The 13,007-nt window shown below is 71.9% G+C and carries 11 protein-coding genes; 7 read left to right on the top strand and 4 right to left on the bottom strand.

Going from position 1 to position 13,007, the window contains the following annotated elements; all coding sequences use genetic code 11:
* Window positions 1–69: 69 nt before the first annotated feature.
* Both ACH4OW_RS16530 and ACH4OW_RS16525 read left to right on the top strand, forming a co-directional pair.
* Window positions 70–300 (top strand): MbtH family protein, encoded by a 231-nt coding sequence (locus tag ACH4OW_RS16530; RefSeq protein ID WP_360136493.1) that lies wholly within the window; start codon window positions 70–72, stop codon window positions 298–300.
* Between the two features lie 28 nt (window positions 301–328).
* Entirely contained in the window at window positions 329–1,399 is a 1,071-nt protein-coding gene (locus ACH4OW_RS16525; RefSeq protein ID WP_398028341.1) for a TauD/TfdA family dioxygenase, read from the top strand.
* A gap of 69 nt (window positions 1,400–1,468) precedes the next feature.
* On the opposite strand, the gene ACH4OW_RS16520 is transcribed toward ACH4OW_RS16525, so the two are convergent.
* Window positions 1,469–2,254: an ArsR/SmtB family transcription factor gene (locus tag ACH4OW_RS16520; RefSeq protein WP_398028339.1), complete on the bottom strand. Its 786-nt coding sequence runs from the start codon at window positions 2,252–2,254 to the stop codon at window positions 1,469–1,471.
* 128 nt (window positions 2,255–2,382) lie between these two features.
* Window positions 2,383–3,000, bottom strand: coding sequence for a hypothetical protein (locus ACH4OW_RS16515; protein ID WP_398028337.1), 618 nt, complete (start codon window positions 2,998–3,000; stop codon window positions 2,383–2,385).
* A gap of 269 nt (window positions 3,001–3,269) precedes the next feature.
* Here ACH4OW_RS16515 and ACH4OW_RS16510 point away from each other — a divergent pair, with 269 nt between their 5' ends.
* The 3 genes from ACH4OW_RS16510 to ACH4OW_RS16500 all read left to right on the top strand — a co-directional run bounded on the left by ACH4OW_RS16510 (window position 3,270) and on the right by ACH4OW_RS16500 (window position 5,538).
* Entirely contained in the window at window positions 3,270–4,424 is a 1,155-nt protein-coding gene (locus ACH4OW_RS16510; protein ID WP_398028335.1) for a sensor histidine kinase, read from the top strand.
* Window positions 4,421–5,071, top strand: coding sequence for a response regulator transcription factor (locus tag ACH4OW_RS16505; RefSeq protein WP_360136488.1), 651 nt, complete (start codon window positions 4,421–4,423; stop codon window positions 5,069–5,071). Before ACH4OW_RS16510 ends, ACH4OW_RS16505 begins: the two co-directional genes overlap by 4 nt.
* A 122-nt stretch (window positions 5,072–5,193) precedes the next feature.
* A complete protein-coding gene (locus ACH4OW_RS16500) occupies window positions 5,194–5,538 on the top strand; it encodes a hypothetical protein (RefSeq protein WP_398028333.1) in 345 nt (114 codons plus the stop codon).
* 106 nt (window positions 5,539–5,644) lie between these two features.
* On the opposite strand, the gene car is transcribed toward ACH4OW_RS16500, so the two are convergent.
* Together car and ACH4OW_RS16490 are read right to left on the bottom strand one after the other, a co-directional pair.
* Entirely contained in the window at window positions 5,645–9,211 is a 3,567-nt protein-coding gene (car, locus tag ACH4OW_RS16495; RefSeq protein ID WP_398028331.1) for a carboxylic acid reductase, read from the bottom strand.
* Window positions 9,208–9,918 (bottom strand): FadR/GntR family transcriptional regulator, encoded by a 711-nt coding sequence (locus ACH4OW_RS16490; RefSeq protein WP_398028329.1) that lies wholly within the window; start codon window positions 9,916–9,918, stop codon window positions 9,208–9,210. Before ACH4OW_RS16490 ends, car begins: the two co-directional genes overlap by 4 nt.
* A gap of 170 nt (window positions 9,919–10,088) precedes the next feature.
* Here ACH4OW_RS16490 and ACH4OW_RS16485 point away from each other — a divergent pair, with 170 nt between their 5' ends.
* Together ACH4OW_RS16485 and ACH4OW_RS16480 are read left to right on the top strand one after the other, a co-directional pair.
* Complete coding sequence (locus ACH4OW_RS16485; RefSeq protein ID WP_398028327.1) at window positions 10,089–11,654, top strand: glycosyltransferase family 39 protein; 1,566 nt, start codon at window positions 10,089–10,091, stop codon at window positions 11,652–11,654.
* Window positions 11,651–12,925: a glycosyltransferase 87 family protein gene (locus ACH4OW_RS16480; protein WP_398028325.1), complete on the top strand. Its 1,275-nt coding sequence runs from the start codon at window positions 11,651–11,653 to the stop codon at window positions 12,923–12,925. The genes ACH4OW_RS16485 and ACH4OW_RS16480 overlap by 4 nt, the downstream gene beginning before the upstream one ends.
* Window positions 12,926–13,007: the final 82 nt, after the last annotated feature.

Here is a 13,007-nt window from a genome sequence, read left to right as displayed (position 1 = left end):
CCCCCGGTGGCCATCGCCCCCCTGAACTTCCGTCCCCGAAACCAAGCTCACCCGGAGAAGGACCACACCATGACCAACCCTTTCGAGAACCCCGACGCCACCTACCTGGTACTGGTCAACGACGAGGGCCAGCACTCGCTGTGGCCGTCGTTCGCGGAGGTCCCGGCCGGCTGGACGGTCGCCCGCGGCGCGGACACCCGGGAGGCCTGCCTCGCCCACGTCGAGGAACACTGGACCGACATGCGCCCGAAGAGCCTCGTCCGGGCCATGGACGAAGCCGGATCCCCGTCCGCCCGTTGACCGCCGCGGACCGCGAGGAGACACCGCTGTGCTGACGTACCGGGAACCTTCCGCCGACGGCGGCGCCGAGGGCGTGACGGTGGAGCTGACGCCGCCGGAGACCGAACAGTTCCGCAAGGTCGCCGCCGAGATCACCGGCATGCTGCCGCACGGGGAGCCGGCCGGCCCCGAGCAGTTCGACGACCCCGGGCTGCTCGCCGAGATCGAGGTGGCGGCGCGCTGGGTCCCGCCGCGCCTGGCCCGCGCGCTCAGCCGCTTCCGGAGGCAGGGCAACCCGCACGGCGTCCTGCTCGTACGCAACGTACCGCTCGACGACGACCTGCCACCGACCCCCGCCGACGGCGCCGCACCCGCCTGGTCGGGCCTCTGCACCGCGACCGTCGCCCAGCTGGCCGTGGTGTCCTGGCTCGGCGACGTCATCGCCTACGCCGACGAGAAGGCGGGCCACCTGGTCCAGGACGTCGTCCCGGTCAGGGGCGCCGAACAGCGCCAGGAGAACAGCGGCAGCGTGCTGCTCGAACTGCACACCGAGGACGGCTTCCACCCCTACAAGCCGGACTTCGTGACGCTGCTGTGCCTGCGCGCCGACCACGAGCGCCGGGCCCGCACCACCTACGGTGCCGTCGCCCAGGCGCTGCCCCGCCTGTCCGCCGAGTGCGTTCGCGTACTGCGCCGCCCGCTGTTCCGCATCCACCTCAGCAGCTCGTTCGGCGGCACCGGCACCGGCACCGGCACGGCCGCCGGTGCCGGCGCCGTCTCGCCGCCGCTGCCGGTGCTGTCCGGGCCGGCCACCGACCCCGAGATCGTCGCCGACTTCCACGCCATGGAACCGCTGGACGAGACCGCGGCCCGCGCGTTCGACGAGCTGCGCGAGGCCATGCTCGCCGTACTCGTCGGTACGGTCCTGGAAGCCGGCGACCTGATCGTCGTGGACAACCGGGCCGCCGTGCACGGCCGCACCGCCTTCCGGCCCCGCTACGACGGGCGGGACCGGTGGCTGCGGCGCTGTTTCGCGGTCGCGGACCTGCGCCCGTCCCGCGCCGTCCGGGCCCCCGGGTCCCAGGTGTGCGCGCCGCTGAGACCGGCGGGTGGACCGTGACAACGGCTCTGACCAGGGAAAACGGCGGGGTTCTGGCGGAGTGTCGGCAGTGGCCTGCCGAGCGGCGGGTCAGGACTTTTCGAGGATCGTCTTCAGCTCCGACAGCATCATGATCCAGCCGCCGCTGACGCCCTCCAGCATCTTGGAGTCGGCCGAGTCGAAGCCGTCGTGGGTGATGGTGAGTTTCACGCCCAGCTCAGGCTCCTCGGCCGGCTCGATGTCGAAGGCGACCTTCGAGCGCTCCTTGACCGCCTCGGCGAACTCCGCGTCGCTCATGCCGAACATCTCCTGGTGCATCGGCTGCAGCGTGTGCCAGGTGTAGGCGAGCCGCTTGCCGGGCTCCGACTCGGTGACGACCTGGCCGAGGTCCTGCGGCTCGCCGCCGTCCTCGACCGGCCACAGCACCTTCGAGCCGGCCTTCCAGTCCGAGGAGGGCGCCCAGCCGCCGTGGTACTGCTTCAGGAACTCCGGGCTGGTCAGCCCCTCCCAGAGCTTCTCGGGAGTGGTGTGGATGTAGATCGTGTAGACGAACTCTGGCTTGCTCATCGCGGTTCCTTCCAGGGTGTGCTTCAGGTTGCCGAGCGCGGCCATCCGGCCCCGCTCGTACTGGCCGATCCAGCGGTCGGCAAGATCGTGGATGGGCACGGGATTGAGGTAGTGCAACCTCTCCCGGCCGTGCCGGACCGTCGTGACCAGGCCGGCGCCCTCCAGCACCGCCAGGTGCTTGGACACCGCCTGCCTGGTCATCTCCAGCCCCGCGCACATCTCGCGCAGGCTCTGGCCGGCCCGTTCGTTCAGCCGGTCCAGCAGCCGTCTGCGGCTCGCGTCCGCGAGCGCCTTGAACACCTCGTCCATGCCGTCCAAACCCCCTCCACTTCAGATTGGCAACCATGAGGTTGCCTGTCAAGCGGAGGGGGTACGGCTCGGACCTGACGGGGTCGGAGCGATCGGCCGGGACCCAGCGACCAGCCGGGACCCAGCGCTCAGCCGGGGCCGGCGTGACCCGCAAGGGCGCCCGCCCGCCGGGCCGCCTTCCCGGCGGGACGCCGCAGGGCGGAGGCGAGCCGGATCAGGGTGGCGCCGACCGCGATGTGCAGGGCACTCGTCAGCGCGGAGTCCGGCAGGGCGATCAGGAACGCGAAGAGCGGCACCGCTGTCGCGTAGGCCCAGGACGGGACCCGCGGCAGCACCCGGGCACGGATCATCGCCGCCCCGAAGAGGGCGCAGCCCACGGCGAAGACGGCCGCGGAGCCGATGAGCGTGGGGACGGTGGGGCCCGTCAGGGTCTTCTTGACGACCGCGTCGTCGAAGGAGAACAGCACGAGGTTCGAGGTGAACGCGGCACCGCCGAACAGGCCGAGGCCGATGAGGTTGACGGCGTAGGCCGTCTCCCCGAAGCGGCCGGCGGCCGGGCCCTGGCGCCGGTGCAGCGCGGCCAGCAACGGCAGCGAGAACGCGGGAGCCAGGGCGAGGAAGAAGCTGGTCGCCGCGGTCTCCCCGGTGAAGATCTCGACGGCTGCCGGCAGGGTGACGAGGAGCCCGGACAGCGCGCCGGACAGCGCGCCGAGGCAGGCGGACCGGTCGGACAAGGGCGTGGGCATGGGGCACTCCAATACGTCGAAGGGCGGCCCCGGGCCGGAACCTCTCGGGCCGGAACCTCTCGGGCCGGGGCCGAAACGTTAAGGAGCCGGCGGCCGTCTGCGGCAGATGAAGACCGGTGAGACCCGCCGCCGGAAGTCACCCGCCGCGCCGCTGCCCGATGGCCGTCCGGCACCTGCCGCTCGGCCACATCCGCGCGCGGCCACCCCGCTCCCTCGCCCCCCGGCCGCCGCCCGCCTAGCCTGGGCGGCACGCAGGAGGGGGTGGGCGCATGGCAGCGTACGTACCCGTGCCGTGGGTGTCGCCCCTGCTGTACGCGGCGGTGCTGGTCGGCGGCCTCTACTACGAAGTGGCGGACCTCGCCCCCGGCCCCGGCCCGCCGCTCTGGCGCATCGCGGGGTTCGTCGCGGGGCTCGCGGCGCTGGCTGTCTTGGAGGCCGTGGAGCGGCGTAAGGCACCCGCCCAGGCATGGCTGCCGCTGCTCGCGCGGGGCGGCCTGATCGTGGTGGTGGTCGCCCTCGACGTGTCGGAGCTGGCCCAAGTCCTCTTCGTACTCCTGCCGTTCACCGCCTACTTCGCCATCGGACGCGGCGCCGCGCTCGCACTGGCGGCGCTGTGTGTGGCCGGACTGCTCACCGGATACGCGTTGACCGCGCCCGGCTGGTACCGCGAACCGGAGCGCGTTTCCGACCTGCTGATGCTCTGCGTCGGCCTCGTCCTCGCGCTGTCCATGGCGGCCGTGGCCATCGGCGAACAGCGGGGACGGCGCGCTCTGGAGCAGTACGCCGCGCAGGTCGCGGAACTGTCCGCCGCGGCCGAACGCAACCGTCTCGCGCGGGACATCCACGACAGCCTCGGACATCATCTCACCGCGGCCGCCGTGCAGTTGGAGATCGCCTCCGAGTTCCGGGCCCTGGACCCCCACTCCGCCCAGCGAGCGGTCGACGAGGCGCGGCTCGCGGTGAAGCGCGCGCTGGGCGACGTACGGCAGTCCGTGCGGGCACTGCGGGGCGAGGAGACGCACAAGTCGCTGAGGGCGATGCTCGCGGGCCTGGCGCGCGCCGGCGGGGCCGGGCCCCACGTCGCCACGCAGGTGGAGGGCTCCGAGGACGGCTACGCCCCGGCGGCGCTGACCGCGCTCTACCGGGCCGCACAGGAAGGGCTGACCAACGCGCGCCGCCACGCGCGGGCCACGCGGGTGACGGTCGCGGTGCGGCTGACGGAACACGCGGCACGCCTCGTGGTGTCCGACGACGGCCGCGGCTTCACCCCGGACGGGGCCGCCGCCACCGGGTTCGGACTGCTCGGGATGCGCGAACGGGTGCACCTGGTGGGCGGGAGCGTGCACATCGACAGCAGCCCCGGCACCGGGACCCGGCTGACGGTGACGGTGCCGCGCGGCCACGGCGGGGCAGGCGTGCCATGAGTGAGGAGGACACGCCGGTACGCGTACTCGTCGTGGACGACCAGCGGCTCATCCGGGACGGCATCGCCGCGCTGCTCTCCATCCGGCCGGGCATCACGGTCGTCGGTACGGCGGTGGACGGCCGCGAAGCCGTCGCGAAGGTGCTCGAACTGCGCCCGGACGTCGTGCTGATGGACGTCCGGATGCCGGGGATGGACGGCGTCGAGGCGGTCGCCGTCCTGCGCGGCGAGGCGCCGGAGTGCCGGGCGGTGATGCTGACGACGTTCGACGACGAGGAGTACGTCGTCCAGGCGCTGCGCGCGGGCGCCTGCGGCTACCTGCTCAAGGACCTGCCGGCCGACGAACTCGCCCACGCGGTCCGGCTCGCGCACGCGGGCGTCACCCAGCTCGACGCCGCCGTGACCCGCCACCTCACCGCCTCCCTGCCCTCCCCGGCCCCAGGGGCGGAACAGGCCGCCGCCCTCAGCCCGCGCGAGATCGACATCCTGCGGCTGGTGGCGCAGGGCAGGACCAACCGGGAGATCGCCGCGCAGCTGTACCTCAGCGAGGGCACCGTGAAGAACCACGTCTCCCGCATCCTCGGCCGCCTCGCCCTGCGCGACCGCACCCAGGCCGCCCTGCGCGCCCGAGACCTGGGCCTGCTGTGACCGGGCGTCGAGCAGCGGGAGCCTGGCGGCCTGTTCGAAATAGCGTTTCCGTTGTTGTTGATTTTCAGGGGTTGGCGCCCGGTAGAGCCGGGTGCCTGAGACACGTGTTGAAGGGAGGACTCATGGGCGGGAACGATCCGCACATCCATGTCGGTACGAACGTGACCCACGGCGAAGCCGCTGCGCGCAACATACTGGCAGCCACGTTCGGCCTGGCCGGCGACCTGCCGAGCCACGTCACCACCGGATGCGGGCTGCGGGTGCCGTACGCGATGACCTCTCCGCGTCCGGACCGTGTCACCTGCCTTGCCTGCCGTGAGTACGCGCGGAACGAGCACCTGCGCCTGGCGGAGACGGCCGAACGCCTGAGCCGCATGCCTGGATCGACCGTCAGCTCCGCCCAGGGGAAGCAGGCCGCGGACTGGCATCGCGCCCTCGCGCGGGAATTTTCCGACGCGGCGGGCTGAGCCGGTAGACCTGCCGGCCCCGGCGGCGAGAGCCGTGGCGCCGAGCGCGCGGCTCGCCCACGCCGCCGGCCTGCGCCCTACCTGCTGATCGCCGGCGGAGGTCCGGTCACAGCAGGTCTTGTGACCGGAGGTCTGTCACGTACTTGGTTATCAGGTCCTGTGTCAGGTGGGGGATGTCGTTCTCCTCGTTGAGGGCGGCGGCTCGTACTGCCGTGCGGAATCGGTTTGCCGGCAGGGCGGAGCCGGGCAGGGGTTCCGCCGGCTTTGCGAAGGCGTGCAGCAAGGGGAGCAGCGAATGCTGCCGCCGGCGGTCGGGAAGGCGGCGCAAGGCGGTCTCGAAGCGGTCGAGCCATGCGTCGTAGTCGTGGATGCGCGTCAGGGGGTGTCCGGCCGCCGTCAGCCAGTCGACGAACGTGTCGAGTGAGATGCCGTCGTCATGTGGGTTCACGACGTTGAAGGTCCGGTATCCCTCGCGTGTGCTGTCGCCCAGTGAGGCGATGGCCTGTGCCGTGAAGTCCACGGGGAGTCCGTCGAAGTGGCCGGCTCCGGTGTCCGTGCCCCGGGTGTAGAAGCTGCCCGGGGCGATGCCTGTCGCCAGCAGGCTGAGCAGGAGGCGGGTGAAGACGTCCGGGATGTTCAGCTGGCCCCGGTAGCGCGGGTGCGCGAGGATCAGGTTCGAGCGGAACACGGCGACCGGCAGGCCGAACGTGTCGTGCGCCTCGCGCAGCAGCACCTCGCCCGCCCACTTGCCGGCCGCGTACCCATGCGCGTAGCCGTTGTCGAGGTCGCGCTCCCCGCAGGCCGTGCGGATGTCTGCCGCCTCGTCGGCCGCGGCCTCGGACCCGGAGACGACGGCGACCGTCGACAGGTAGGTGAACTGTTTGACGCGGGAGGTGACCGCGAGCCTGATCAGTTCGGCCGTGCCCAGTACGTTGGGGCCGAACAGCTGGTCGTACGGCAGGACGTGGTTGACGAGTGCCGCCGGGTGGACGATCAGGTCCACGGTGTCGGCCAGCCGCTGCCAGGTCTTCTCGTCGAGTCCGAGGCCGGTCTCGCCGATGTCGCCGGCGACCACTTCCAAGTGCCCGGCGGCCAGGCGGTGATAGTGCTGGAGGAGTTCCGGGTCGCCGCTGTCGAAGGCGGCGTCGAGCCGTGCCCTCGCCGACTCGTCGGTGCTGCCGCGGACCACACACACCAGCGTGCCACCGCGTTGCGCGACGCGCTCCAGCCATTCCAGACACAGGAAGCGGCCCAGGTAGCCGTTGGCGCCGGTCAGCAGAACGGTCCGTGCCTGGGGCAGTGGGCCGGACGGCCTGCCGGCCTTTGCCATGGGCTCCGTGCCGAAGAACGCGTTGAGCGTCAGATCGCCCGCCAGGAGCCGCGTCGCGCCCGGTCCGTGGACGCTGTCGGCGGTCGGGCGCCGGTGTCCCGACGCGAGGGCCTTCTCGATGTGACCGGCTACCTGCCGGAGTGTGTTGACCGGGTTGATGACGACGTCGACAGGGACGTCCACCTGGAAGATTTCCTTCAGGAGCTGGCAGAACGACAGCGCGGACAGGCTGTCGCCGCCGAGTTCGAGGAAGCGTGTGCCGGGCTTCACGTCATCCTGTTGGTGCCCGAGCAGCGCCCGGGCGGCCTGCAACACGGTTTCCAGTACGGGCTGGGACGGGCCTGCCTGGCGCAGCGCCTGGAGTTCGTCGGTCCCGCGCTCGGCCAGCTCGTCGTACAGCGCTTCGAGGCGCTCGCCGTAGCGCTTCGCCAACGCGGGACGCAGCAGCTTGCGTACGCCGGAGAGTAAGCCGTTCTGTTGGCTGAACGGCTCGGTCTCGATGAGGAAGTCCCGCGGGATCTCGTACGAGTTGAGGCCCGCTTCGGTGGCGAGGTGGTGCAGGGATTCGCGCAGGATCGACCTGAGGTTCCGGGTGTTCTCGCCGGCGCGGTCGAGTGCGTCCTGTGTGGGCACGATGACCGCGAGCAGGTAGGCGCGAGCGCTGTTGCCGTACACGAAGACTTGCCGGATCGCCGGGCTGCCGGTGAAGAGGGCTTCCAGGCGGGAAGCGGCCACGAATTCGCCCTGGGACAGCTTGAGGACGTTGGAGCGGCGGTCGACGTACACCAGCTCGTCGGGGCCGGTGCGGGCCATGATGTCGCCCGTGTGGTAGTAGCCGTCCTCGTCGAAGACCTGGGCGGTGGCATCCGGTCGCCGGAAGTAGCCGGGAACGAGCCGGTCCGACTTGATCAGCAGTTCGCCCCTGGGATGCGGCGCGTCGGTGCGGAAGTACCCCAGCTCGGGCACGTCCACCAGTTGGTGATCGGTCACCGGCGGGCGCACCACCCGGCCGTCGAGCGAGACGATTCCGGCTTCCGTCGATCCGTAGCCGTCGAGCAGCTTGACGTGCAGGCAGCTCTCGACGAAGGCCGTCATCTCCGCGCTGAGCGGGGCCGAGGCGTTGACGACCCGCAGGAGGCGGCCGCCGAGGGTCCGCTCCCGCAGCTCCTCCTGCACGCGGGCCGCCTGCCCGGCCGCATCGCCTCCCGCCCCCGCGCCGCTTCGGCGGGTCAGCTCGCTCTGGTAACGCTGGAAGAGCATGTCGGAGATGCGGGGCACCATGATGAACTCGGTGGGGCGGACCAGGGAGAGGTCCTCGAAGAGGGTCGACAGGTCGCTCGACGCCACGAAGTGGGCGGTGCCTCCCTTGGCGAGCGTGCCGTACAGCACGCCCCGGCCCATCATGTGGCTCAGCGGAAGGTAGTTGAGCACGATGGACGGCCGCATGCCCTGGCCGGGCACGAAGTCGATCCAGAATTGCGTGACGAGGCGTTCGGTGTACATGGCGCCCTTCGGGGTGCCGGTACTTCCCGAGGTGTAGATCAGTGCGCTGAGCGCGTCGGCGGCCGTTCCCTCGGGGCTCCGGGGGGCCGGTGGCAGAGCCCGGCCTCGTTCGACGACCGACGCCAGGGTGTCCAGGGTGACGCCTCGGCCCTGCGCCGCGAGCCGGCCGCGCGCGGCGTCCAGCGTTTCCTGGTGAGCGGTGCTGGCGGGGTGGTGGCCGAGCACGACGATCCTGCCCACCGACGGGGCGTCCGCCGCGACCTGGAGTGCGACGTCGAGGTGTGCCACGTCCACCGCGAGCAGGCGCGGCCCGGTCTGCGCGAGGACGGGAGCCAGCTGCCCCGCCGAGGCGCCGGCCTGGAGGGGAACGCTCACCGCGCCGGAGCGGACGCACGCCAGGTCCACCACGGTGTACTCGGCGCTCGTGGAACCGAGAACCGCTACGAAGTCGCCTCGGCCCACGGCGTGGCCGGGGTGGTGCCGCCATTCGGCGGCCACCGCGCCGACGCGTTCCCACAGTTCGCCGTAGGTAATCGTGTCGAACCGCTCCAGCAGGCGCAGCGTGGTGCGGCCCGTGTCCGGGTCGGTGACCGGCTCCGTGGCGCGCTCGCCCAGGGCGGGGCGGTCCGCATACCCCTCCATCACCGTGGCCACCAGGTCGGGGAGCGGTAAGCCCGGCCGCCGGATCGCCTCGGAGACGGAGTCCAGGGGAGCGGCGTCCCGGAACTGCGGATCCGTCGCGTACAGGTGGGCGCTGCGCTGGGCGGTACGCGCGCCGGTCTCGTCGGTTGGGGGCTGTGAGCCGGTCGGGGGTGTCGAAGACGACCGCGGACTCGTCATCGGTCCTCCCTCCCGCGCGCGGTCCCGGCCTCGTGGTCGCGGGTGAGCCGGACGATCGCGGCCGCGGCGTCGCGGGCGGCGCTCTCGTCCCGGGCCTCGATCGCGTCGACGAGCCGCCGGTGCAGGCCGGCATGCTCCTCGGCGCCTGCGGCGTCCCAGGGCAGGCCGCCCAGGGAGGAGGTGAGGGCCGTACCGAGGTAGTCGTACACCTCGATCAGGAGGTCGTTTCCGCTCGCCCGGACGACGGCGCGGTGGAACAGCGCGTCGACGCTCTCGGCAGCGGACACGTCCTCGCCGGCGCAGGCCGCGTCGGCGTCGGCCAGCAGCTCTTTCAATCGGTGCAGTTGGTCCTCGCTGCGGCGCAGGGCGGCGGCTCCCGAGGCGTACTCCTCCAGGACGGTACGCAGTTCGAGCACGTTGTCCCGTTGTGCGGCACTCGCCCGCCGCACCATGACCGACTGGAGTTCACTCGACGCGCGGACGTAGGTGCCGTCCCCGATCCGCGCTTCCAGCAGGCCCAGGTGCACGAGCGCGCCGAGTGCCTCCCGCAGGGTGCTGCGTCCGACCCCGAGTTCTTCGATGAGGGCCTGCTCCGGCGGGATGCGTGTGCCCACCGGCCATCCGCCTGCCTCGATGTGCGCGCGGAGACTGTTCACGAGCTGCGCGGACAGGCTTGCCGTCCGCCGCGGTGTGCTGATGCGTTCCATGGAGACACCGTACAGCCAAACATCAGACATTTGAATATCAGTCTGATGTTCAACGGGGCGGCCTACACGGTTGAACGCCGGACCACCGCCGGGAACACTGGTCGGTCGCGATGCCTGCCGTATTACCGGCGCTCTTGTCCGCGGGCCCCCTCCCTGAAGAGAGCAGCAAGGTGACGACTTCGTTCGACAGTGCCCGGCGATCCGTGCGTGCGGTGGGCGGACTCGGCGGAACACGGCTGCCCCCGCTGGCGCGCTCACCGGTGTTCGGCATCGCGGCCGGCACCGCCGCGCTGCTGTTCGCGCTGGCCGGGCGCTACGGATACGACGGCGACGAGCTGTACTTCATCGTCGCCGGGCGCCACCTGGACTGGGGCTACGCCGACCAGCCGCCGGGAGTGCCGCTGCTGGCCCTGCTGGCGGACACCCTCGCCCCGGGCACACTGCGGGTGCTGCGGCTCCCGGCCATCCTGGCCACCGCCGCGGGGATCGTGCTGGCGGCGCTGCTGGCCCGGGAGTTCGGCGGGGGCCGGCGGGCGCAGTGGCTGACGGCGGGAGCCGGCGCGCTGGCCTTCGGCGCGCTGGGGCGGTTGCTGTCGACCATGGCCTTCGACGTTCCGCTGTGGACGCTGCTGAGCTGGCTCCTGGTGCGCTGGGTACGTTTGCACCGGGAGGGCGCCAAGCGGGATCGGCTGCTGCTCGCAGCGGGGGCCGTCGTCATGGTGGCGGTGCAGGTGAAGTTCCAGATCGCGCTGTTCTGCCTCGCCCTCCTGGTGGCGGCGCTGATGTGCGGGCCCCGTGGGATGCTCGCCCGGCCGCTGTTGTGGGCGGGCGCGGGCCTGGCGCTGCTGTCGGCCGTACCGACACTGGTGTGGCAACACCAGCACGGGTGGCCGCAGTTGCGGATGGGGCAGGCCATCGCCGCCGAAGTGACCCAACGCGACGGTACGGTGGCGAATCTGGCGCTGATGGTCCTGGGGCTGGGGCCGGTGCTCGGGCTGGTGCTGGGGCTGTACGGGATCGCGCGCCTGCTCACCGAGCGGGAGTTGGCGCCGTACCGGTTCCTGGCCGTGGCAGCTCTGCTGGTGGCCGGGTTCGTCGTACTGAGCAATGGGCGTGCCTACTACCTCCACGGTGTGTTCCCGGTGCTGTGGGCGGTGGGCGCGGTCGGCTTCCAGCGGCGGTGGTCGGCCGCGCCCACCGCGGGCCGCCGGCGCAGGCGCTGGCCGCTGTACCCCGCACTCGTCGTGTCGGTGGCCTGGCCGCTCCTCGACCTGCCGCTGCTGCCGCAGGAGTCGTACGTCGGCAAGCCGCACCACCGCTTCGACAAGCGCTCCGAGATCGGCTGGCCGCAACTGGCCGACCAGGTGGGGGAGATCTACCACCGGCTTCCCCCCGGCCGGCGGGACCGCACGGTGATCATGTCCGACGACTACTGGGTGGCCTCGGCCCTGGCGTACTTCGGCCCGGCCCGCGGACTGCCACCGGTGTACAGCGGCTCGCGTGGTTTCTGGTTCTTCGGCGCGCCCGGCGCCGACCGGAACTCCCTGATCTACGTCGGCCGTCCCGAACCCGCGGTGCGCGCGCACTTCGGCGAGATCCGGCAGGTCGCCGTCGTCGACAACGGACTGCGCATCGACACCGACTACCAAGGCCGTCCGATTTCCCTCGTCAGCCGGCCCGAGCAACCGTGGCCGCGTATCTGGCCCGCCTTCCAGCGCTTGGACGTACACGCATGAACACGAAGCTGCAATGCAACCGGTCGGCCGCGCGAAAGGCCGGCTACGCGATCCTGATCGGCGGAGCGGGCCTGTTCGGCATCGTGAGCGTGGTGCTCGCGGGCAACGCCGACGCCGTCGACCTGGAGGTGTACCGGGCGGGCGGCGAGACGGTGCTGGCCGGCGGGGACCTCTACGGCGCGCCGGTCTGGTACGACTTCCGCTTCACCTATCCGCCGTTCGCGGCCCTGGTGTTCACACCCTTGGCCCTGCTGGGCACGGCGGCAGCGAAGGCCCTCGTGGCGGTGCTGAACGGCGTCCTGCTGGCGTTCGTCGTGGCGCGGTCGTGGCGTTCGCTCGGCGTGCGGGGGCGGCGGCTGGTGCCCGCGGTGATCGCCGTGACCGGCGCGTCCTTCGCCCTGGAATCGGTGCACAGCAACTTCATCGACGGGCAGATCAACCTGCTGCTGGTCACGCTGGTCCTGGCCGACCTGACGGGGCGCGCGGACCACCGGGCCCGGGGCGTGGGCGTCGGGATCGCGGCGGGGCTGAAACTCACGCCGCTGATCTTCGTGGCCTACCTGGTCGCGGCCCGCAGGTACCGCCAGGCCGCCGTGGCGTCGGCGTGCGCGGCGGGGACCGTGCTGGTGAGCTTCCTCCTGGTGCCCGCCGCCGCGGGCGACTTCTGGCTGGGTGGCCGGTTCGCCGACCTCAGCCGCATCCACACCGACCCGGCGTCGCGGCACAACCAGTCGCTGCGCGGGCTCCTCATGAAGACCGGCGTGCCGGAGGCCCCCGCCCTGGTGCTGTGGCTCCTGCTCGGTGCCGCGGCCGGACTGGGCGCGCTGGCACTCGCGGTACGGGCGGCGCGGCGCGGGGAACACCTGCTGGCGGTGTCGCTGTGCGGCCTGTGCGGGGCGATGGTGTCCCCGTGGTCCTGGGGGCACCACTGGGTGTGGCTGGTGCCGTTCGGGGTGTTCCTGGTGTGGGTGGCGGGCCGGCCGCGCCGGCGCGGCCGGTGGCTGCCGGCCATGGTGCTGGTCGCGCTCACCGTACCGGGGCTGCTGGCCCTGGCGGATCCGATGGACGACGACGCGAAACCGGTCTTGGCGGGCGGGCCGCTCGCGTTCGTCCTCGGCAACATCTACGTGCTGATCTTCGTGGTGGCGCTGGTCGCCGCCGTGCTGGACCTTCGAGCGCCCCGGGACGCGCGGTGTGCGGGCGGGCCCCGTCGCCGTACGGGAAGCGGACCTGCCGAGCAACGCGAGACGGCTCCAGGCGCGGCTGGCTGAATCCTTCCCGAAAGGGGCGGAATCCGGCCGGAAAGTTGACTTTCTGTTTGCTCCAGTTGGCAGAGAGGCAGATGTTGCTCGA

Source organism: Streptomyces sp. NPDC017056 (assembly GCF_044332485.1).
In the GTDB taxonomy this organism is placed as follows: Bacteria; Actinomycetota; Actinomycetes; order Streptomycetales; family Streptomycetaceae; genus Streptomyces.
The sequence above is the reverse complement of the archived record's forward strand: the minus strand, read 5'-3'. Positions and strand labels throughout refer to the sequence as shown.